This is a genomic window from Marinobacterium rhizophilum (assembly GCF_024397915.1).
Classification (GTDB): Bacteria; Pseudomonadota; Gammaproteobacteria; order Pseudomonadales; family Balneatricaceae; genus Marinobacterium_A; species Marinobacterium_A rhizophilum_A.
Map to the genome: position 1 here is coordinate 4,679,902 of NZ_CP073347.1, position 22,063 is coordinate 4,701,964.

Here is a 22,063-nt window from a genome sequence, read left to right on the forward strand (position 1 = left end):
TATAGGTATTGTTGGAACACCCTGCTTCCATTTTCAGATCGTAGTGACATGTGAATATGCAGCCCCTGGGTCTGTCCAAGGGCTGGACGTGACTGCTTATTGGGTTAGTGACGAAACCTTTGTGAAGTAGTCGAGGCCTTCCTCACCGGATTGTTCAGCCATTTCGCGCCAGGCCTTGCCGGATGCTTCGACGAAGGTTTGTACGTCTTCAGCGCTGAACGCCGGCAGTACAGTGATGCCAAGTTCTGTCCGCTCTTCCCGTGCCTTGGTTTCCCGTTCATCATCAACGGCCAGCTTCTCGGTTTCGTTCCACACCTGATTGCCCGCTTCAGTCAGTGCCGCTTGCTGTTGTTCAGTAAGTGTGTTCCATGTTTTGTCGCTGATACCAAACATCCAGGGTGATGCGGCCCAGGGGTGGAGATAGGCTTCGTACTTCGTTACTTCCTGCAGGGAAACGGTCTTTGCGACTGTGGAAAGGTAGTAGGCGCAATCGACTACGCCCGTCTGGAGCGCGAGGTACATATCGTTTTGCGGTATGACTTGCGCGGAAATATCAAGATTTTTAAAGGTGTCTACAAGGTGGCCAGACCATACGCGGACTTTCTTGTCCTTGAGTCCTTCCAGGCTGTTAACTGGCTCCTTGCAGTGTAATCCGACGTCGAATACCGGTGCGACAACGCCGCCGACGGTCTTAATATTCCACTTTGCATAGGCGCCCTGATAGATGTCACGCAGCGTAGGAAGGACCTCAAGATGCTGGCTGCTCTGCGTGATCGCACCCTGTGCGTAGACAGAAGCCAGTGCCGGGGCATCGCGTTTGTAGTACTCGCCGTACATTAGGGCTGCGTCCACCAGGCCTGCCTGTAGAATACGCAGCATATCCGCTTCCTTGAGCCCCAATGAGCCTGCGTGGTAAACATCGACGTTTAGAGTGCCGCCTGATTTTTCTTTGACCAGTTCGGCAAAGTGCTCGATGTGTGCTGCTTCAGGCCTGGATTGAGCCAGTCCACTGTGGAATTTCAGGGTTTTTGTTTCGTCGGCCGTTGCGCTATAGATAAACCCCAGGCTGCTGGCTGTAATCAATACGGATAGGGCTGTTTTTTTAAATAGATCAGTCATCATTACCTCTGCATATTCGTGAATTGGCCAATTGTTATAGTGGCTCAGCCTGGCTGTCATAGTTGTGACTTTTAGCACTATTTAGGTAGAGTCCGTGGGGATTAAGAGGCAATAAACATTGAATGTCGTTTTGTTAGCTTCAATTCCGTACCTATGAATGAATCTTCCATTGATTCATGAATTTAATCTTATTCCGGTGTGTTAGTCAGTTTTTGTAATATATTCAATATAACATTGAGGCATTAGTATTGTTCACTTTTGTTATCGTAGGTATGTCTGTGTGCGACGCAGATCTAGGTATATGCGACATGTGTGGTTTTATTTTAACTTATTTTGATGAGAGTGTTTTTAGGGTTAATTGATATTTATATTGCACCATAAAATGGCGTATATGCCTTTTTTTGGAGCATAAATTCAAGCTTTTGTTATTGTTTAGTGATCGGTTGTTTAGATAATAAGTGCGGAGTTGTTCTTTTTTTATGGGTTTTTATGAATTAATGCCAATGATTCGAAAATAATATGTATGATTTCAGGGTCGCAGGAGCAATGCACTGGCATTGCCCCTGCCTGGTTTAACCCGCCAGTTGCTGGGGCAACCAAAGGACAATATTCGGGAAAATACTCACCATCAGTGCGGCAACGCACATAAGCGCAAAGAATGGAATTGCGGAGTAGGCTATGCGGCCAATGCGTTCACCGGTTAAGCCTTGCAGGACGAAGAGGTTAAATCCGACCGGTGGCGTGATCTGCCCCAGTTCCACCATGATCACCAGGAAAATGCCGAACCACAGGGGATCAAACCCGCCCTGAATAACGATGGGCAGTGTGATTGGCAGGCTCATGACCGTGATTGATATCCCGTCCAGAAACAGGCCCAGTGCAATATAGAACAGGGCCAGTGCCAGCAGCAACATGGTAGGTGTCAGTTCCAGGCTGGCAATATAACTGGCCAGTTCCCGCGGCAGGTGCAGATAGCCCATTGCGGTTGAAAGCAGCGCTGCTGCCACCAGAATGCTGCACACCATGGTGGCGCTGAGCACGGTGCCAGCCAGGGCTTCGCGAAACATTGCCCAGCTGAGTTGCCGCTCGACTGCCAGCAAGACAATGGTCACGGCCACGCCTACCGCAGCGGCCTCCGATGGGGTCGCGACTCCGCTATAGATGGATCCCATCACCAGCACGATTAACAACAGCACCGGGGCCAGCAGCCACAAGCTTTGCAGCACGGTCGTCGCTACGTCCAGGCTGCGCGGAGCCCTGTGAGGCTGCCGCAGGGTTACCGCCACGATATAGCCGGAGTAAAGCAGTGCAATCAGAAGGCCCGGGAGGACGCCCGCCATAAAGAGCTGGCTGATCGAAACCTCGGCCTGCACCCCGTATACGATCATCACGATGGAGGGTGGTATCAGCAGGCCCAAGCTGCCTGCGCCGGCCAGGGAACCAATGGACAGGTTGCGGTCATAACCGCGCCGGGCCAGCTCTGTTGTCGTAATCTTGCCTATTGTGGCGGTGGTGGCGGCGCTTGAACCGCTAACCGCTGCAAAAAGGGCGCAGCCGACAACGTTGGTGTGCAAAATTCCACCGGGCACCCGGTTTGTCCAGGGCTCGAGCCCGCGGAACAGGCGCTCGGAAATATTGGAGCGAAAGATCAGTTCGCCCATGAATATAAACAGGGGAATGGCCGAAAGCTCCCAGGAACTTCCTGCGCGGTACAGGATGCGACTCAGGATGAGCCCTGCACGTTCAGGACTGAAGTCCCCGAGCCAGACGAGCGATCCCAGAGCGACGATCACGAGTCCGGCAAAAACCCAGGTGCCAAGTCCCAGTACAAGAAGTATCAGGCTGATAACTCCAGCGGCGGCGAACAGGGTATCCATCAGTTCACTCCCGTTTGAATGGGCAAGGTCCGTTCAGCAACCAGGTGCAGGGCGCGGGACAGCAGCGTCAGGCAAAGCAGTAGCATGCCAAGTAGCACCATCCCCTCGGGGATCCAGAGGGGCGTTTCAGCGAGGGTTTCACTAAGGGTTCCGCGTTGATAGCTACGCCACACGTTGAGTCCCCAAAACCAGCTGAGCCAGGCAAAAGCGGTGAGGGCTGCTAGAGTCGATATCAGGTCCGGCAGCCAGTGCCACCGGGACGGCAACCGATCCAGCAGTACATTTACGCGTACCAGTGAGCCGCGTTCCAGTGCATACCCCAGTCCCAGAAATGCCATGGTCGCTACGGCATAGCCAACGAACTCATCCAGCACGAAGGTGGATGTGCCGAACAGGCGCAGAATAATCTCCAGCAGAATATGCCCGGTTATATAAATAATCAGCAGCATGGCCATCATGCCCGCCAGCTGATTAACCGGGCGAACACAGCGGCACAGCAGGCGGATCATTGTGTGCGGCCACTGGCTTCAAACTGGGCCATGATGGCTTCACCGCGCTCACCTGCTACCTCCAGCCATTGTGTAATGGCCAGCCTGGCGGCGTCTTTGAGTGCGGTGGCCAGCTCGGGTGATACCGGATTCTGGATGTTGACGCCATGCTCGCCCAGTTCCTGGTAATTTTCGGCCACCCGTGAACGCACTTCCTGCCAGTTGTGTGCGTCGGTGCGTTTGGCCGCTTCCAGAATGGCCTGCTGCTGCGGTGCATCAAGCGCATCAAACTCGCCCTTGTTCATGTGCACCATGTTCAGGGGCACTGCGTACTGAATGGCGCTGTAGTGATCCAGGTGTTCCCAGAAGCTGCCATTGGCACCGGCTTCCGCCGACGTGAGTACGGCTTCGATGCCACCTGTTGAGAGCTGCGGGACCACGTCGGCCCACGACAGCTTGACCGGGGATGCCCCGGCTTCGCGCAGCGTGATGGTGCCGTTCTTGTCGTAGGTGCGAATTTTGAGCTGTTCCAGGTCCGAGGTTGAAGCAACCTGCTTTTTGGCCCAGATGCCGCTGGCCGGCCAGGGAGAGGCGTAAAGCAGAACCTGATTGTTGTCGGCAAATACCTGCTCGTAATAGGGACGCGCTACTTTGTAGAGTGCCTCAGCTTCATCTTCGTTTTCCGCCAGAAAGGGAAGCGAGGACAGCAGGAAGATCGGGTCAATACCGCTTAATGTGCCCGCCAGGGTATCGGCGATCTGAATGGCATTGTCGGACACGGCGTAAAAGTGATCGGCAGACTTGAAACCCAGTGCGCCACCAGTATGCAGTGTGATGTCTACCTCACTTTGTGTCAGCGCCTTAACCTGTTCAATAAAGTACAGATCGCCCTCTGCATGGATGGAGCTGGCGTTGTATTCATTGGAAAAATCCATTCGGGTTTCGGCTTGTGCGTTCAGGGGCAGCAGGCAGGTGAGGGTCAGGAGCGCGGCGGCAATAGGTTTAAGTTTCATGATTTCCATCTCATTGGGTCCAGTAGATACAAACAGTATCCCCCTGCGCTCAGCCTCGGCTCTGTCCAGTTACGACTAGAGCATATTGTAAACCGACTCATTCCAGAGACCGGAAGCCCTGTCCGGCTATGGCTGGGTGATCGGCGCGGTGCTCGGCGCGGTGCTCGGCGGCATCATTCACTGGCTGCTGATGCGCGGCAGCGTCAGGGTGGTGGCACAGCAGGCCTGATACAGGACTGCATACCCTCGATCTATACCCCATGGGCCCGCTGTATAGCGGGCCCTTTGCGTATGGGGCAGTCAAAACCGGCATGCGGGCGGGGCAGGCGGGCAGCAAGGCTTCGGCCTGGAGAATATAATCCTTAACTAAAAATATTGAATTATGAATTATATGGTGGCAGTATCATTGAAAAACACCCGCTAAAGGGGCGCCCATGAAAATTCTTTTGCTCAATCCCAATACCTCTGAAGTGCTCACGGCCCAGCTTGCCGAAGTGGCAAGGCGCTATGCCGCGCCGGGCACCGAAATCGTGCCGGCGACCGGCGTCTACGGTGTACCTTACATTGCCAACCGCGCTGAAGCCGTGATCGGTGCCAGCGCGGCGCTGGAGATTCTGGCACAGCAGCATGACCAGGTGGACGGTGCCATACTGGCGGCCTTCGGAGACCCTGGGCTGGGTGCGGCGCGCGAACTGTTCGATATTCCCATCGTTGGCCTGGCCGAGGCCGGCATGCTGACGGCCTGCATGCTGGGCAAGAAATTCGCCATCGTGACCTTTTCCACGGCGCTGGGCGCCTGGTACCAGGAGTGCGTGGAGTGGAACCAGCTGCAGGACCGCTGCTGTGCCATTCGCATGCTGGATCAGCCGTTCAAGTCTATCGGCGGGGTGCGCGAGGAAAAGGAAGAACTGCTGGCGGAGCTGGCGCTGGCGGCGGTGCAGGAAAACGGCGCCGACGTGATCGTGCTGGCCGGTGCGCCCCTGTCGGGCCTGGCTGATCGTATTCGTCACCGCGTGCCGGTGCCGATGATCGATTGCTGTGCGGCAGCCATCAAGCAGATCGAGGCGCTGGTCAGCCTTAATCTCGAGGCGCCGCAAACCGGCACCTATCGTCGCCCCGGTGCCAAGGATACGACCGGGCTCAGCGCTGCCCTGGCGGCGCGCATCGAGCACCGCAGCTGATGAGCAGGTTACTCGATAGCCTGCCGGAGCTGGATGCCGCGAGCCTGGCGGTTGCGGTGGCCAGGGGCGAGGTGAGCCTGGCCGAGGTGGCCGAGTCCTTTATAGCGGCGGTGGATGCACGCAACCCCGGGATCAATGCCCTGGTGCGTTTCGATGGCGATGCGCTACGCAGCCAGCTGGCGGACCTTGAGGCGCTGCAGCGTTCCGGCCGCCCGGCGCCACTGCTTGGCGTGCCCTTCAGTGTCAAGGACACGATCTGGGTACAGGGGCGCAAGGCCACCCAGGGCTCCCGGCTGTTTGCCGACTTTGTTGCCCCGCAGGATGCCCTGGCGGTACAGCGCCTGCGCCGGGCCGGCGCCCTGGTACTGGGTCACAGCAACAGCTCCGAATTTGCCTGCAAGGGCGTGACCACCAACAAGCTTTATGGCCCGACCCGTAACCCCTGGAACCTCGACATGACCCCCGGCGGCTCGTCCGGCGGGGCGGCGGCGGCGGTCTCGGCCGGGCTCGGTCCCTTCGCGCTCTGTACCGATGGCGGCGGTTCGACCCGCCGGCCGGCCTCCCATACCGGCGTTGTCGGCTTCAAGCCCTCGGCGGGGCTGATTCCCCATCCCGTGGGATTCCAGGAGCCGCTGTTTGGCAATGGTGTTATTGGTCTGATGAGTCGTTCGGTGGCGGATCTGGGCCTGCTGCTGCCGGTACTGGCCGGCGGTGATGCCCGGGACCCCGATGCCCCGGTGGGCCTTCCCGGCTTTGATGCGGGGGCGGCGCTGGCGCCGGTAAAGGGCCTGCGCATTGCCCTGAGCCCGCGCCTGGGGCTGGATGTGCCGGTGGAGCCTGAGGTGGCCGCAGCGATAGAGCAGGTGGCCGCCGTGTTGCGTGATGCCGGTGCTACCGTGCAAGAGCGCGACCCGGCCTGGCCTCCCGGTGCCGGTGAAGCGGCCTTTGCCACGCTGCAGTTTGCCGGCCTTGCGGCGCTCTATGGTGAACAGTGGCGCCGCAACCCGGAGCAGTTCGATGTCGATATCGGCGCCCAGATCGAGCAGGGTATGGGGTTGTCGGGCGCCGCCGTCGCCGCGGCGCATTTTGAGCGCGCCCAGTTGTACCGTTCAATGGCGGATCTCTTCAGTCACTGCGATGCGGTACTCACCCCCACGACACCTTGCACCGCCTGGCCCTTTACCGAGCTCGGTCCCCAAACCATTGACGGGCAGGCGGTCTCGCCCCGCGGACACGCGGTTTTTACCCCCATCATCAACCACAGCTTCCATGCCGCCATTTCGGTGCCCTGCGGCCTGGCCGCCAACGGTTTGCCGATGGGGGCCCAGATTATCGTGCCGCGCTTTCAGGATGGCCGCGCCCTGGCGCTCGGACGCGCGGTGGAAGAGGCGTTCGGCCATGCCTTCGCCGCACCCAAATGGCCTTTCGGCTGACTTAAGGGATGGTACCCGCCATCTACACTGAACGTAACAGGAGTAACACCATGAACGTAACTCTGAAACATTCGAGCCTGAAAAGCCTGCTGGCCGCCGCGGTCATCACCGCCGGCGCCTTCGCTGGCATCAGTTCTGCCAGTGCCGATACCATCCGCCTGAGCACCACGGTGTCGGACTCCTCCAACTGGGTCAAGGCGGCCAACAAGTTCAAGGAACTGGTGGAGGAGCGCAGCGGCGACAAGCACCGGGTGGAAGTCTATGCCAACGGCACCCTGGTGAGCGGCAATGACCGCGTGGAGCTGGAAATGGCCCAGGCCGGTGCCATCGACATCATCATGAAATCGACGCCCTGGCTGAGCCAGCTCAATGCGGACTTTGTGGTGGTCTCCATGCCCTGGATTTTCCCCGATACCGACGCGGCCATGGCGGTGATGGACGGGCCGGTGGGTGACAAGCTGTCGGCCAAGCTGGAATCCCAGGGCATTCGCGCGCTGGCCTGGGGGTCGGGCAGCTTCTTCCAGCTCTATACCAACCCGGGCCCCATCGAGACCGTGGATGATATCAGCGGCGTGAAGATTCGCACGCCCGGGCTGGAGCTGTACCTCGACTCCTGGTCCGCCATCGGCTCCGTGCCGGTGGCCATGAGCTTTGCCGAGGTGTTTACCGCCCTGCAGGCCGGGGCCATTGATGGCGGCATTTCACCGATTCCGCTGATCTATTCATCGCGCTTTTATGAAGTCAGCAAGAACATTGCGATGGTGAACTATTCCTTCGAGGCCATTGGCATGCTGGCCAGCAACGTCTTCTGGAGCCGTTTGTCGACCGAAGACCAGGCGCTGGTGGGCCAGGCCGCCAAGGATGCCATGATCTACCAGCGCGAGGTGGCCGCCAGTGAAGAGGCGGAGCTTGCGAAAGTGATGCAGGATGCCGGCGTCACTATCCAGACACCGTCCGCCGAGGCGCTGGCGGGCTTCAAGGCCAGGGTGGCGCCGGTTTATGCGACCTTCAAGGACAAGGTCGGGGCTGAGCTGGTAAGCGAAGTCGAGGCGCAGGTCAGTGCGCTGAATTAAGGCGCTGGGCGCAAGGGATCGCGACCGGCTGGCCGCGTTCCGTTGTGCGCCCGGGCCGTACACTGGGCCGTCAACGGGGACTGATGATGAAATATGTCGCTGCAAAAGCTACCAGCTGGCTCGACAGGCTGGAAAAAATAACCGTCGTCACGCTCTGCGGTTCCATTGTCGTGCTGATTTTCATGGGCGTGCTGTCGCGCTTCTTTTTTCACTACTCCATTGCCTGGTCGGAGGAGCTGGCCCGCTACATGTTTCTGCTGGGGGCGCTGTTCGGCGCCGCCGCCGCCTGCAAGACCGGCCAGCATGGCGGCATTCCGCTGCTGGTGGACAAGCTGCCACCGGCCTGGCAGCGCGTTACCGAGGTGATCGTTGGCATCTGCATGCTGGTGTTTATCGGCTTTCTCGCCTGGCTCAGTTACGGCACCACCCTGCGCGCCCTGGCCAGCGGCCAGTCCAGCATGACCACCGGGATTCCTGTCTGGGTGATCAATGGTGGCATGTTCCTGGCGTTCTCACTGGCCTTCCTGCGTACCATCCAGGGCTTGATTCTGGGTGCGTACAGAGTCGACAAGCCGTTGCTGGAAGAGCACGAACAATAAGACGCCGCCAGGCCATGGCCGAGCGACAAGCTGCCGCTGACGAGTGAGTAAATTATGGAATTATTAGCGAATCCGGCCATTATCGGCCTGATGGTGTTCTTTGGCTTTCTGGCCCTGAACGTCCCTGTTTTTGTGGCCATCGGCATGGCCGGCCTGATGGCGTTCGTGGTGTTCGAAATCGCACCGCTGAGCGTGGTGCCCTATGTCTTTTCCGGTGCGCTGGACTCCTTTCCGCTGCTGGCGACACCGCTGTTCATTATCGCCGGCAACCTGATTACCCGCACCGGCATCGCCATCAAGCTGGTGCGCCTGGCCGAGATGATGCTTGGGCCCCTGCCGGGCGGCCTTGCGCTGACGGTACTGGTGACCGGCGCAATGCTGGGTTCCATGTCCGGCTCCAATATCGCCACGGTGGCGGCGCTGAGTTTTCTGGTGGGGCCCATGGTGGAGCGCGGCTATGATCGTGGTTTTGCCGTGGCGGTGGTCGCCGCCGGCTGCACCTTCGGCGTGGTCATTCCGCCGAGCATTGGCTTTATCATCTATGGCGTTATCACCGAAACCTCGATCCCCAAGCTGTTTGCCGCCGGCGTCGGGCCGGGCCTGACCATGCTGCTGATCCTGGGCGGCTATGTGCTCTTCATCTCCAGGAAGCGCGGCTACAGGGGCGCGGATATCGAGGATCGCAATCTGGCAACCTTTTTCGCCGCCTTCAAGGATGCCTTCTGGGGGCTGATGGCGCCGGTGATTATCCTCGGCGGTATCTATAGCGGCATCTTTACAGCGACGGAAGCGGCGGCCGTGGCGGTGGTCTACCTGTTCGTGATCGACCGGCTGGTGTACAAGCAGATTGCCTTTGCCCAGCTGCCGGATGTGATCTTCGAGTCCGGCCGCACCATTGGCGTTATCGTGTTGCTGATCGCCACCTCCGCCGTGTATGGCTGGGTGATGCAGACCCAGGGTCTGGCCACCATGCTGAACAGTTACATCCTGGATATCAGTGGTGGCAACGCCATCCTGATCCTGCTGTTCTTCAACCTGGTGCTGATCGTGTCCGGCGCCTTTCTGGAGCCCATCGCCGCCATGTACCTGCTGGTGCCGCTGTTCAAGCCCACCCTGCTGGCGATCGGTTTTGACCTGGTGCATTTCGGTGCGGTACTGACGGTGAACCTGTCCATGGCGCACCTGACGCCGCCGGTGGGGGTGGGGCTCTTCCTGGCCTCGCAGCTGGGCAAGGTGCCTTTCGCCACGGCTGCGCGTTACGCGATCCCGTTCGTGATCTGCGAGGTGATCGTCATCCTGCTGGTGACCTACGTCAAACCCATCTCCATGTTCCTGCCCTCCCTGATCGGCTAGTCGATCAGGGGAGCAAGGCCCCTACAGCTCTGTGATCTGCGCCCCCGGTTCCTGCCGGGGGCGTTTTCGTATCCGGGCTTTTGTTCAGGCAATGCGCACCAGGTAGGGAGGCAGTTCGGGCTCCGGGAATACCGACAGCACCTTGAGGCGGCGCCGGGTGCGTTCGGCGGCTGATCGCAGGTGGGCCTCAAGGCTGGCCGCGGCGGCGTCGATCGCATTGTGCAGCAGATGGTCCAGTACCAGCTTGTGTTCCATGAGCACCGGTTCCTGGGGGCTGGCGCCGAGGGTGTTGAAGAATATCCGGTTCACCATGACCGGCAACTGGCTCTGGCGGATGATCGCCGCCGCCTTGCGGTTGTTCGCGTACTGGAGGCAGTGTTCGTGCAGGTCCAGCTCGATCGCCGCAATGGCCGCGCTGGTGGGCGCCTGGGTATCCGCCAGCAGCCTTTGCAGTCTTTCGCGCATGTTCAGCAGCGTGCGGTGGTCCAGGTGCGGTGCTGAGGCCTTCAGGGCTGCCGGCTCCAGCAGGATGCGTATTTCGTAGTCCTCGGCAACCGCCCGGGCGGTCAGGGGGCCGGCGACCCAGTTTGTGTGCGGGTTTTTCTCGACCAGGCCGCGATCCTTGAGCCGCCCCAGCACTTCACGGGTGACGGTGCGACTGACGCCGAAGTGCTCGCTGAGCTCTGTTTCCAGTATCCGAAAATGACCGAAGGCGATACAGGTCGCCACGGCTTCTTCGACCTGGGCAAAAATGCGATCCGCCGACGGCCGGTTGTCGACCGTGGTGGTTGCAGGGCTCAGGCCCAGCGAGCTTTCCGACAGGGTTGTGCGTATGGGTTCAACCTGTTCAGCCTGCTGCGCTGCCAGGTAGCCGCGGCCGTCAAACCGGCAAATAAGGCCTTCGTCGTGCAGCAGTTCGAGTGCGCGCCGAACCGGGGCGCGACTGGTGCCGAATACCTGGGCGATCGGTTCTTCCAGCAGGACCAGCCCGGGGCTGATGCGTCCCTGGGTGAGGGAGGCACGCAGGGTATCCCGGATCTTCATGTATCGAGGGCGGGTAGAGCCGTCCTTGCCTGGTTTTTCCATATCGTTTTCCCGCCTGCCGAGGGCCATGCGCCCAGTACTGCCCCATCCGTCATGGGTGGTTTTATCGGTTTTAAAATATAAAGGACATTTTTCGCCCGGGTGCTCACGGCATATTGTCGTGCTTTTCGTGTCCCTGGCGCCCGCAACGATGCCGGGGCCGTTGCCCGTCAGTGCAGTTTACAGGGTGATGCTCGGGACTTCACGGCTTCCCTGGGGAATGCATGAATGTTCTTCAGGCTGTGCTGCCTGGCGCGCTGCTTGGGCGTGGCTCCGGCTGTAGTTAATCCAGCTGCCGCAGCCGGGCGCATGGCGGGGTGGTGGGTAGGGTGCTGGGCAGGGCTGCCGGGTGTTCCGGATATGCAGATCGATGACCTGGAGGCTGATGTTTTCTCATCAAAATAAAAACGTATGTTGAATTCAATAGTCGTTTATCGTAAGTTTTCAGGTATCTGCTGTTCCGGGCCTTGCAGGCTGACTGTTTACAGGTGTCTGAATGCGTACCGGCGTGGCGGAAGCAATAACAATCACAGGCGGAGAAACCGTTATGACTGGCGTAGTCAATACCATCGAGGAAAGCCCGGACGTGGCGGCCGGGGGAGAAAACCACCTGCTCGAGAAGTCGATACTTCCCGTCAGGCTTGATCAGAGAACCATCGGGTTCTTCGGATTTATCGCGATGTGGGTGGGCATGGCGGTGATCATCGCCACCTTTCAGCTCGGTGCCGGCGGGGTTTCGGGCCTGCCGCTGAGTACCGTGATCTTGACGATCCTGCTGGCCAATATGGCGCTGGGCATTGTCATGACCCTGACGGCGGATATTGGCACCGAACACGGGCTGTCCTTTGCCGTTTACCTGCGGGCACCCTTTGGTGTTTTTGGCACCCATTTGCCGGCGGTGTCCCGCGGTATCGTGGCCGCACTCTGGTTTGGTATCCAGACCTACCTGGGCGCCCTGGCGCTGAACGGTATCGTCGAGTACCTGACCGGTTTCAGTAACTGGTTTGTCTGGTATGCCGTCTTCGCGGCGGTGCAGGTCATCAACACGGCGATGGGCATCAAGGCCGTCGAGGTACTGGCCAGCATTGCCGCCCCCGCCATTATCGGCATCTCCGTGTGGATGTATTTCACGCTGGATAACCTGGCCGTGGCCCAGGGGCTGAATATCTGGACCTTCCAGGGGACCGGGCAGGTGTCGGTGGTGGCGCTGTTTATCGCCAACATGTCGTTCTGGTCGGCGCTGGCCGTGGATATTCCAAACCTGACACGCTACCTGCGTACGCAAGGCGGCGCCCGCAGCTTTATGCGCCGTAACCGCAATGTCTTCGTCGCGCAGTTCATAGCCCTGCCCTTTACCCAGGCCTGGATTGCCCTAATCGGTGCCGCCTCCTTTATCGCGGCGGGCGACTGGAACCCGGTGAGCGTTATTCAGCAGCAGGGCCAGGGGGCCAGCCTGGTCGTATTGTTGGTTATGGTGATTCTGGCGCAGTGGTCCACCAATAACTCGGCCAACCTGATCCCGGCGGCACTGACCTTTGTCAACGCTGCGGCGCCGCGCCTGTCCTATGCCAAGGGCATCGTGCTGGCCGGTGTCATCGGTACCCTGGCCATGCCCTGGCTGATTCTGGATAACCTCTTCACCTTTCTGGGCTACTACGGTGCCCTGCTGTCCGCGGTAGGCGGCATTATCGTGGCGGATTATTACCTGGTGCGCCGGCGCCGCCTGAACGTGCCGGACCTGTACCGTGCCCAGGGCCAGTATCGCTTCGCCAGGGGTGTGAACCCGGCTGCCATGATCGCCTGGGTCCTGGGCGGCGGGCTGGCACTGTGCTTCCTGACCTATGCCTATGTTGTCGGCTTCGCCACCGCCCTGGTTGTTTACCTGATCCTGATGAAACTGTGGATCCTGCCCCGGTACCCGCAGGCCGAAGTTGACTCCGGCTACAGTGAACGTTACTTGGCCACTTCCGTCGGCATGAACTGGGAGCACAGCGGGAACGGCAACTTTGCCCGTACGCCGGCGAAAAAAACCTAGGGCTGCACCCAGTCATTTCAGTTCAAGACAGGAGCCAGAGTCATGGCGCAATACCTGACCGACTACGCCTCTGCACTCGCAGCGGGGCAGGCCATCGCCGAGCAGCAGCTGGATCCGCTGGAGCTGGTGGAGTCCTGCCTGCAACAGGCACAGCAGTCATCCGGCGTTTTCATCTCGACCATGGCCGAGCGGGCGCGTGCCGAGGCAAAGGCGGCGCGCCAGCGGGCGCAGGCCGGGTGCCGACTGGGGCCGCTGGACGGTGTTCCGGTGGCCTGGAAGGACCTGTTCGATGTGCAGGGAACGGTGACCACTGCCGGCTCCCGGGTTTTCGCTCAGGCGGAACCGGCCGCTGCGGATGCGGCGGTTGTGCGCCGGGCCGCCGCGGCCGGGGTCGTATCGATCGGCAAGACCAACCTGAGTGAGCTGGCCTATTCCGGGCTTGGACTGAATCCGCACTTTGGCACGCCGCACAATCCCCAGGGTGGCGATGCCCGGCGTGTGCCGGGCGGCTCCTCATCCGGCTCCGCCGTGGCAGTGGCCACCGGCTGTGCGGCCATCGGCGTTGCCACGGATACGGCGGGGTCGATACGTATCCCGGCGGCATTCAATGGCCTGGTGGGTTTCAGGACCTCGTCTGCACGGCACGATCGGGGGGGCGTCCTGGCGCTGTCCCGCACCCTGGACAGCCTCGGGCCTGTTGCCAGGACGGTGGCCGACTGCGCGGTGTTCGAGGCCTGCATGGCGGGGCGGACGGGCCCGCTGCCGGCACAGGCTGTGCCTGCGGACTGTCGCGTTGTGCTGGATATGGGCGTGCTGGAAGATCCCGAGCTGGCCCCTGCCGTACGGGACAACCTGGAAATCGCCGTTGCACAGCTGCAACGGCGGGGTGTTGTCGTGCAGCGGCGCAGGCTGCAAGCCGTGGCCGCGGTGCGCGGGCTGATCGAGCGCGTCGGCTGGCTGGGGGCGGCGGAGGCCTATACGGAACATCGGGCACTGCTCGACAGCGCCGGTGCCGCGTTGCTCGACCCGCGGGTGCGGACCCGTCTGCTGGCGGCGGCATCGATGCCGGTGGATGCGGTGGTCACACTGTATCAGCAGCGTACGCAGCTGCAGCGGGCACTGGCGGCGGAGCTCGACGGCGCCGTGCTGATGCTGCCGACGGTCGCCCATACCGCACCCTTGCTGGAACCGCTGCTGGCCAGTGACGAGCTGTTCGCACGGGTCAACCTGGCGACGCTGCGCCTGACCATGATTGGCAGCTATCTGGATCTGCCCACCTTTGCGCTGCCCACGGGCATCGATGGCGATGGGCAGTTCACCAGTCTGCAACTATCACTCCCGACCGGTGAGGATGACCGGTTGGTTCCCATCGCGCTCCTGGTAGAGCGTGTGCTTAATCAAATTTAACGAGGACAAGACCATGGCTAAAGAAATTCTCTGTGCGTTTGGAGTCGATGTTGATGCCGTCGCCGGCTGGCTTGGCTCCTACGGCGGCGAGGACTCGCCGGACGATATTTCCCGCGGGCTTTTCGCCGGCGAAGTCGGCAGCCCGCGACTGCTGAAACTGTTCGAGCGCTACAACCTCAAAACGACCTGGTTTATCCCGGGGCACTCGATCGAGACCTTTCCTGCGCAGATGAAGGCGGTGGCCGATGCCGGTCACGAGATCGGTGTGCATGGCTACAGCCACGAAAACCCCATCGCCATGACGCGCGAGCAGGAGGCGGCGATCCTGGATCGCAGTATCGAGCTGGTGACCGAGTTGAGTGGTAAGCGCCCGACCGGCTATGTGGCGCCCTGGTGGGAATTCAGCCCGGTGACCAATGAGCTGCTGCTCGAGCGCGGCATCAAGTACGATCACAGTCTGATGCACAATGATTTCCACCCTTACTACGTGCGGGTTGGCGACTCCTGGACCAAGATCGATTACTCCAAGCATCCCCGCGAGTGGATGAAGCCGCTGCAGCGCGGTGAAGAAACCGACCTGATCGAGATCCCGGCCAACTGGTACCTCGATGACCTGCCGCCGATGATGTTTATCAAGAAGGCGCCCAACAGTCATGGTTTCGTCAATCCACGGGATGTCGAAAGCATGTGGCGCGACCAGTTCGACTGGGTGTACCGGGAGAGCGACTACGCGGCCTTCACCATGACGATACACCCGGATGTGTCGGGCCGGCCCCAGGTGCTGATGATGCTGGAGCGGCTGATCGAGCACATGCAGTCCCATGCGGGCGTGCGCTTCTGCACCTTCGATGAAATTGCGGACGACTTCGCCAAACGCAGTCCGCGCAGCAAGTAAGTGCGACAGAGGCCCGGTTTCCTGCAGCTCTGGAAACCGGCCTTCGCCGTTGGAGGAGCCCGCTATGTGTGGACTTGACGATACACCCGGATGGCTTCGGTCGGCACTTAAAGGCTGATGATGCCGGAGCGGCTGATCGAGCACATGCAGTCCCATGCGGGCGTGCGCTTGTGCACCTTCGATGAAATTGCGGATGACTTCAGCAAGCGCCAGCCACGCGCGGTCTGACGTTTATCCTGGCGGCCTGGGTTGGCGCAGGTTGGGGCGTGCACTGCGCAGCATCACGCCTCTTGATGACGAGTGGAGGTATCTATGTGTGGACCTTGACGATACACCCGGATGTGTTCGGTCGGGACCTGATGATGCCGGAGCGGCTGATCGAGCACATGCAGTCCCATGCGGGCGTGCACTTGTGCACCTTCGCTGAAATTGCGGACGACTTCAGCAAGCGCCAGCCACGCGCGGTCTGACGTTTATCTGCCGCAGGTTGGGGCGTGCACTGCGCAGCATCACGCATCTTGATGACGAGTGGAGGTATCTATGTGTGGACTATGCGGCACCCTCGGGCGCGAGGATCACTGGACAACAGACGGTCACACGGCTGCGGACACGGCGGCTCGGCGCCGGGAACGCTATCGACGCATTGCGCAGGCCAATCGCATTCTGGGGTTAAGCCGGCTCAGGCTCGAGGACTTCCAGGGCGCGTCCTATGTGTTGTCCAGCGCCACGGGCAAGCAGGAGATGGTCTCGGATCTTGGAGCGCTGTGGCGCCAGGCCGACGCGCTATCCGGTGCCCGGCTGGATCCGCTGGACCCGGACCTGCTGGAGCGCTTGCAGCAGGGGATGCCAGCATGAGTGCGGCGACGGATTTCGACGTCATTCCGGTGCATGTGCTGACCGGTTTTCTGGGCAGTGGCAAAACCTCGCTGCTCTCGCGCCTGCTCGCCAGCGAGGCTTTTGGCGATACCGCGGTGCTGGTGAACGAGTTTGGCGAGGTGGGGCTTGATCACCTGCTGCTGGGCGAAGTGGCGCCGGACACCCTGTTGCTGGACAGCGGCTGTGTCTGCTGCACCATCAGGGGCGAGCTGGCGGACGCCCTGCGTGATCTGTTTTCCCGGCGTCAGCGCGGTGAGCTTCCCGCCTTCAGGCGTGTTGTACTGGAGACGACGGGGCTGGCGGAGCCGGCCCCCATTCTGGCAACCCTGGCGGCGGACCCCGTGATCCGGCACCACTTTCGACTCGGCGGGGTGGTAACGGTGGTCGATGCGCTGAACGCGCTGGAAACGCACCGTCACGAGCCCGTCTGGGCCGAGCAGCTGAGCGCCGCCGATCAGCTGGTCCTGACCAAAACCGACCTGGTACCCGCTGCCCGGGCGCAGCAGGTCAGGGCGCAGCTGGCAGCGCTGAACCCGCTCGCCCCTGTTACCGAGGCCTGCGACGATGTGCTGCCGATCGACGAGATTCTGCCGCCGGCCCGGGTTGCCGATGGCCGGCTGCGCCCCGTGACCGCCCGCAAGGCGTTCTATCCGGCCGGGGCCTCGAAGGCGGCTGGCGGGCACCGATCCGGCGGCCATTTGGCAGAAACGGCGTCGTTCTGTCTTGAGTTCGACCGGCAGATCGACTGGACGGCCTTCGGTCTCTGGCTGTCACTGTTGCTCAACCGGCACGGTCGCAATATCCTGCGGGTCAAGGGTCTGCTGCATATCGAGGGTTCTGCCACGCCGGTTGCCATTCAGGGCGTGCAGCACGTGGTACATCCACCGACGCACCTGTCAGCCTGGCCCGATGACGAGCGGCGTTCGCGCCTGGTGTTTATCACCCGGGGGCTGGATGCGCGTACCATAGAGCACTCGTGTGCCGTTTTCTTACGCTGTCTGCCCGTATAGGCCTTTTTTCCGATGACGACTACAGATGTAACCCAGGGTGCCTTCGCCGACCGGGCGCCCGCCATCAAGCGCAATGCGGTGACGCTCCGCGTACTGGGGACTTCGGTCACGCTGCTGGAGCAGATCCGGCAGCAGGCCCGCCAGGACCTCGGGATCAATATCGAGTTCAAGGTGCTGGATGGCGTGGCGGCGCAGCGCGTTGGCGTCATGTCGCCCGACAGCTTCGATGTCTATGACCAGTGGTTCCACAACATCGATTTCGTCTGGCCCGCCCGCGCCATTCAGCCCATCGATATCCGGCGTCTCCGTTGCTGGGACGAGATCAACAGCTTGCCCAAAACCGGCCGGCTGCTTCCCGCTACCAACATGGGCCTGGGCGGAACGCCGGCGCAGCGGCTGTTCGTGCAGCCGGACGGGAGTCTCGGGGCCCGGCCCGCGGAGCAGATCAGCATGCTGCCGGTCACGCACAATGCCGACAGTTTCGGCTACCGGCTGGACATGTTGCCGGCGGGGATGGAGCGGGAGCAGGAAAGCTGGGCCTGGCTGCTGGACGAGCGCTGGCGGGGTCGGGTCGGCCTGCAGAACGACAGCGCCATAGGTGCGATCGATGCGGCCCTGGCGGTTCAGGCCGCCGGGCTGGCCGAGTTCGGGGATATCGGCAACCTGACGGTGGAAGAAATCGACGTGCTGATCGACATTCTCATCAAGCGCAAGCGGCAGGGGCATTTCAGGGCATTCTGGGGCAACTACGGCGAGGCGGCCGAGCAGATGGCGCGGGGGGCCGTGGGTATCGAGAGTCTCTGGTCACCGTCCTTTGTCGAGCTCAGGAAAGCCGGCATCCGGGTGAAAAGCGCCGCACCCAAGGAGGGTTATCGCGCCTGGTATGGTGGCATGGCGATTTCCACCCACGCCAGGGGCCGGGTGCTGGATGCCGCCTATGACTACATGAACTGGTGGATGTCCGGCTGGGCGGGTGCCGTTATTGCCCGCCAGGGCTACTACGTCTCGAACCCCGAGCGGGCCCGGCTGTACCTGAGCGACGCCGAGTGGGCGTACTGGTACCAGGGGGAGCCGGCGCCGATGGAGCTGCCGGGACCCGAGGGCGCGCCCATGATTCCCCAGGGCGAGGTGCGTGATGGCGGCTCCTATGAAAACCGCATGAGCCGTGTTGCCGTGTGGAATTCGGTAATGGATGAGCACAACTACCTGGTGCGGCGCTGGAACGACTTCATGTCGGCCTGATCAGGGCGCTCAGGCCGACAGTTGCTGGCGCAGGAACTGTCGCAACAGCTGCAGCGGGTAGGGCTGGTGGGAGGTTTTGACCATCAGGGCATAGAGGTTGAGTGGCGCGGCCTGAAATTCCTGCAGCAGGGGCACCAGGCGCCCCGCCGCCAGATCCTCATCCACCAGGAAGTCGAGCATAAAGGCGATGCCTTCTCCGGCCAGCAATGCCTGGCGCAGCAGCATGCTGTTATTCGAAACCATCCGGGCCGACGGGTAGATATCCTGGCGTTGCATGCCGTGCCTGAAACGCCAGGGCGACGCCTGGCTGGCGCGTGCGAAAACCAGGCACTGGTGCTGACCCAGCTCCGACGGGCTCGAAGGCCGGCCGTACCGCTCCAGGTAGGCCGGCGCCGCGCAGGTAATGTGGCGATAGCTTGCCAGGCGCTGGCAGATCAGCGAACTGTCCGACAGTTCGGTGGCCAGGCGCAGCACCAGGTCAAACCGATCCTCCAGTACATTCACGTAGTCGTCGCTCAGCTGAACATTCAACTCAATACCGGGGTAGCGTTGCATGAACTGCGTCGACAGGGCGCCAAAGCAGCTCAGTCCCCACGACATGGGTATGCTGATGTTCAGCCTTCCCGCGGCCACCTGCTTCTCCCGCGACAGGTCATCTTCCAGCGCTTTCCAGCCGTCGAGCAGGTGCAGCGCGTGCTGGTAGCAGCGTTCGCCCGCCGCCGTGAGCCGGATATGCCGGGTACTGCGCTGAAACAGGGTGTTTTCCAGCTCGGCTTCGAGCCGGTTGATGGCTTTCGAAACCCAGGCGGTGGTGCAATCGAGACGCTTCGCCGCCGCGGTGAAGTTGCCGCATTCCACCACCGCGCGGAAAATCCGCAGGCTCTCAAGCTGGTTCAGTGCTGCCATTAATAAACCATTGGTTAATAATCAATTAACATTATTGGTCTTATTCAACCATTGGGCAATGAATAGACTGGCTTCTTTCTGACTATCACGGAGTTTAGCCATGTCGAATCATCGTCTTTTCGAATCCACCCGCCTGGGTCGCCTGCCGCTTGGCAACCGCCTTGCGGTGGCGCCGATGACAAGGGTGAGTGCCGGTGCGGATGGCCTCGTTACCGATCAGATGATCGAGTATTACCGCGGTTTCGCCGAAGGCGGTTTTGGCCTGGTCATCACCGAAGGGCTCTATACAGACCGGGTGTACAGCCAGGGTTACCAGGGCCAGCCGGGGTTGACCTGCCAGGCCCAGGGCGAGAGCTGGAAGCCGCTCAACCAGGCGTTGCATGCGGCTGGCGCTCGCAGCATTGCACAGCTGATGCATGCCGGTGCCCTGTCACAGTTCAATGCCTTCTCGAGCGATACGGCGGGGCCGTCGGCGATTCAGCCCAGGGGGCAGCAGATGTCCTTTTATGACGGTGTCGGCAGCTATGCCTTGCCCAGGGCGATGACCGTCTCCGATATCGATACGGCGATACGCGGCTTTGCCGACGCGGCACTACTGGCACAGGCGGCGGGATTTGATGGCGTGGAAATTCACGGCGCCAACGGCTACCTGCTGGATCAGTTCCTCTCGGTCAGCACCAATGCGCGAACCGATGCCTACGGTGGCCGTCCGGAGAATCGTGTGCGCTTGATCTGCGAGGTGATTCAGGCGGTTCGGCACGTCACGGCAAAAGATTTCGTGGTGGGTGTGCGAATCTCGCAGACAAAGGTCAATGATGATCAGCATCGCTGGCCCGAGGCTGAAGCCGCCGCCGCAACGATATTCTCGACCATTGCACAGGCCGGTGCGGACTATATCCATACCACGGAGCCGGATGCCGCAGCGCCTGCCTTTGAGGGCAGCGACTCCCTTGCCAGCCTGGCGGCCCGTTTCGGTGGCGTGCCGGTGATTGCCAATGGCGGTGTTGAGGCGGGTGATCAGGCGTTGCGCCTGGTGCAGGAGCAGGGCGCTGCACTTGTCGCGCTCGGCAAGGCGGCACTGGCCAATCCCGACTGGGCCCGGCGGGTCTGCGAGGGCAGCGAACTGCGCGGGTTTGATTTTGCGTTGCTGGCACCGCGGGCGGATCTGGAAAATGCGCAGCGTTACTTTACCGAGCGCAGCGCTGGCGGCCAGGTGGAGTCGACGCTGTGAGCTGATGATTTCGCCTGGTCTACCAGGCGGTCCGCTAGATGCCGCAGGCCCGTGCCTGCGGCATTTTTTTGTGTATCGCGCCCTGCGGGGCTTTTCAGCGTTCAGCTGTCCTGCGCCCCTGGCCGGTTCTGGTTTGCTGCATCATGCCGAGGATGGTGTCGCCAGTTTTATTGACATGGTCGAACAGGATGCGTCCGGCCTGCTTGCCGTCCCGGGCCAGCAGGGCCCCGACCAGCGCCCGGTGTTCCTGCACCGATTCATCCCAGTGGGCATCGGACAGGGTCGAGAAGTAGCGTCCGCGGCGGGTGCGGCCGCTGAGCAGGCTGTGCACCCGCTGCAGCTGGCGGTTGCCGGACAGGTCGATTACCTGCTGGTGTACCTGCAGGTTAAGGGCGAAGTAGGCGCGGGGGTCCCGCGCCCGGTACCTGGCTTCCATCTCCAGGTTCAGCAGCCGGAAGGCCTCCAGCTCGGCATCGCTGGCCCGCGTTGCCGCAAGTTCCGCCGCCAGGCGCTCCAGTCCAGCGAGTACATCAAACAGTTCGTTCAGCTCGGCTTCGTTCATTGCCGTGACGCGGGCTCCGCGGTGAGGCTCGATACTGATCAGCCCTTCGCTTTGCAGAACCTTGAGTGCCTCGCGCAGCGGAGTGCGGGATATATCCAGCAGGGCGCAGAGCTCTACCTCATCCACCCGGCTGCCCTCGGCCAGGGTTTCCTCGGTAATCATGGTGCGCAGGTGTTCGGCAACATCCTCGTGCAGCAGGCGTCGCCGGACGCTGTGTGTGAGCCGGACGCTTTGATTCATGCCTAACTTCCTCAGTTCTGTAACGCGCGAGCCGGCTGCGATCAAGGGCGACGAAGTGCCTGATATCGGGCGGCGACGATTCCTGTCTGTGTGCCCGGGGGCAGGCCGCGGGTGAGGACCGGTTCCTGTTCCGGCTCAAGACAGGCTTCTGGAATATTTAATTCATAATTATGTTGATTCTAGTGTCGCCTCGGGGGCAGGTCAATCGGCCTGTGCCTCAATGGGGTGCAGGCGCCAGAATTCTTGCTTTTATCATATTTAAAACAACGAGTTACATTCTTCTTATAAATTAAAAATATTGAATTATTAATTTAATATGCGTTTTCATGACGCTTTCGTGCCCGTTTATGGTGCGGGGAGCGAGGTTCAAGGTGCAAGGTGCAAGGGGCGAGGGGCGAGGGGCAAGGGGCGAGGGGCAAGGGGCAAGGGGGCAAGGGGCG

20 protein-coding genes are annotated in these 22,063 nt (G+C 61.0%); 13 read left to right on the forward strand and 7 right to left on the reverse strand.

What is annotated here, in order from left to right; translation table 11 throughout:
* Positions 1–96: 96 nt before the first annotated feature.
* The 4 genes from KDW95_RS21185 to KDW95_RS21200 all read right to left on the reverse strand — a co-directional run bounded on the left by KDW95_RS21185 (position 97) and on the right by KDW95_RS21200 (position 4,497).
* On the reverse strand, positions 97–1,179 hold the full coding sequence (locus KDW95_RS21185) for a TRAP transporter substrate-binding protein (protein WP_255853753.1): 1,083 nt from the start codon (positions 1,177–1,179) through the stop codon (positions 97–99).
* Between the two features lie 512 nt (positions 1,180–1,691).
* Positions 1,692–2,996, reverse strand: a complete 1,305-nt coding sequence (locus KDW95_RS21190) for a TRAP transporter large permease (protein ID WP_255853754.1) — start codon at positions 2,994–2,996, stop codon at positions 1,692–1,694.
* On the reverse strand, positions 2,996–3,505 hold the full coding sequence (locus tag KDW95_RS21195; RefSeq protein ID WP_255853755.1) for a TRAP transporter small permease subunit: 510 nt from the start codon (positions 3,503–3,505) through the stop codon (positions 2,996–2,998). The genes KDW95_RS21190 and KDW95_RS21195 overlap by 1 nt, the downstream gene beginning before the upstream one ends.
* A complete protein-coding gene (locus KDW95_RS21200) occupies positions 3,502–4,497 on the reverse strand; it encodes a TRAP transporter substrate-binding protein (RefSeq protein WP_255853756.1) in 996 nt (331 codons plus the stop codon). Before KDW95_RS21200 ends, KDW95_RS21195 begins: the two co-directional genes overlap by 4 nt.
* Before the next feature lie 434 nt (positions 4,498–4,931).
* Here KDW95_RS21200 and KDW95_RS21205 point away from each other — a divergent pair, with 434 nt between their 5' ends.
* The 5 genes from KDW95_RS21205 (at position 4,932) to KDW95_RS21225 (ending at position 10,136) form a co-directional block, all read left to right on the forward strand.
* On the forward strand, positions 4,932–5,678 hold the full coding sequence (locus KDW95_RS21205) for an aspartate/glutamate racemase family protein (protein ID WP_255853757.1): 747 nt from the start codon (positions 4,932–4,934) through the stop codon (positions 5,676–5,678).
* Complete coding sequence (locus KDW95_RS21210; protein ID WP_255853758.1) at positions 5,678–7,111, forward strand: amidase; 1,434 nt, start codon at positions 5,678–5,680, stop codon at positions 7,109–7,111. Before KDW95_RS21205 ends, KDW95_RS21210 begins: the two co-directional genes overlap by 1 nt.
* Positions 7,112–7,161: 50 nt before the next feature.
* Positions 7,162–8,184, forward strand: coding sequence for a TRAP transporter substrate-binding protein (locus KDW95_RS21215; RefSeq protein ID WP_255853759.1), 1,023 nt, complete (start codon positions 7,162–7,164; stop codon positions 8,182–8,184).
* A gap of 83 nt (positions 8,185–8,267) precedes the next feature.
* Positions 8,268–8,783, forward strand: coding sequence for a TRAP transporter small permease (locus KDW95_RS21220; RefSeq protein ID WP_255853760.1), 516 nt, complete (start codon positions 8,268–8,270; stop codon positions 8,781–8,783).
* A 54-nt stretch (positions 8,784–8,837) separates the two neighbouring features.
* Positions 8,838–10,136 (forward strand): TRAP transporter large permease, encoded by a 1,299-nt coding sequence (locus tag KDW95_RS21225; RefSeq protein ID WP_255853761.1) that lies wholly within the window; start codon positions 8,838–8,840, stop codon positions 10,134–10,136.
* Between the two features lie 84 nt (positions 10,137–10,220).
* On the opposite strand, the gene KDW95_RS21230 is transcribed toward KDW95_RS21225, so the two are convergent.
* Entirely contained in the window at positions 10,221–11,222 is a 1,002-nt protein-coding gene (locus tag KDW95_RS21230) for a GntR family transcriptional regulator (protein WP_255853762.1), read from the reverse strand.
* 544 nt (positions 11,223–11,766) lie between these two features.
* Between KDW95_RS21230 and KDW95_RS21235 the strand changes: the two genes are divergently transcribed.
* The 7 genes from KDW95_RS21235 to KDW95_RS21265 all read left to right on the forward strand — a co-directional run bounded on the left by KDW95_RS21235 (position 11,767) and on the right by KDW95_RS21265 (position 18,684).
* A complete protein-coding gene (locus KDW95_RS21235; RefSeq protein ID WP_255853763.1) occupies positions 11,767–13,254 on the forward strand; it encodes an NCS1 family transporter in 1,488 nt (495 codons plus the stop codon).
* Positions 13,255–13,296: 42 nt separating this feature from the next.
* A complete protein-coding gene (locus tag KDW95_RS21240) occupies positions 13,297–14,661 on the forward strand; it encodes an amidase (RefSeq protein WP_255853764.1) in 1,365 nt (454 codons plus the stop codon).
* A 13-nt stretch (positions 14,662–14,674) separates the two neighbouring features.
* Positions 14,675–15,556, forward strand: coding sequence for a polysaccharide deacetylase family protein (locus KDW95_RS21245; protein ID WP_255853765.1), 882 nt, complete (start codon positions 14,675–14,677; stop codon positions 15,554–15,556).
* A 314-nt stretch (positions 15,557–15,870) separates the two neighbouring features.
* Positions 15,871–16,026, forward strand: a complete 156-nt coding sequence (locus KDW95_RS21250; RefSeq protein ID WP_255853766.1) for a hypothetical protein — start codon at positions 15,871–15,873, stop codon at positions 16,024–16,026.
* 70 nt (positions 16,027–16,096) lie between these two features.
* Entirely contained in the window at positions 16,097–16,411 is a 315-nt protein-coding gene (locus KDW95_RS21255) for a hypothetical protein (protein ID WP_255853767.1), read from the forward strand.
* A complete protein-coding gene (locus tag KDW95_RS21260; RefSeq protein WP_255853768.1) occupies positions 16,408–17,442 on the forward strand; it encodes a CobW family GTP-binding protein in 1,035 nt (344 codons plus the stop codon). Before KDW95_RS21255 ends, KDW95_RS21260 begins: the two co-directional genes overlap by 4 nt.
* Before the next feature lie 12 nt (positions 17,443–17,454).
* Positions 17,455–18,684: an ABC transporter substrate-binding protein gene (locus tag KDW95_RS21265; protein WP_255853769.1), complete on the forward strand. Its 1,230-nt coding sequence runs from the start codon at positions 17,455–17,457 to the stop codon at positions 18,682–18,684.
* A 9-nt stretch (positions 18,685–18,693) separates the two neighbouring features.
* Here KDW95_RS21265 and KDW95_RS21270 read toward each other — a convergent pair whose 3' ends face one another.
* On the reverse strand, positions 18,694–19,590 hold the full coding sequence (locus tag KDW95_RS21270) for a LysR family transcriptional regulator (RefSeq protein ID WP_255853770.1): 897 nt from the start codon (positions 19,588–19,590) through the stop codon (positions 18,694–18,696).
* Between the two features lie 100 nt (positions 19,591–19,690).
* Here KDW95_RS21270 and KDW95_RS21275 point away from each other — a divergent pair, with 100 nt between their 5' ends.
* Positions 19,691–20,821 carry an oxidoreductase gene (locus tag KDW95_RS21275; protein WP_255853771.1) on the forward strand — a complete coding sequence of 377 codons (1,131 nt, stop codon included), beginning with the start codon at positions 19,691–19,693 and terminating at the stop codon, positions 20,819–20,821.
* Positions 20,822–20,915: 94 nt separating this feature from the next.
* Here the strand turns inward: KDW95_RS21275 and KDW95_RS21280 are convergent, their stop codons facing one another.
* Positions 20,916–21,623, reverse strand: coding sequence for a GntR family transcriptional regulator (locus KDW95_RS21280; RefSeq protein ID WP_255853772.1), 708 nt, complete (start codon positions 21,621–21,623; stop codon positions 20,916–20,918).
* Positions 21,624–22,063: the final 440 nt, after the last annotated feature.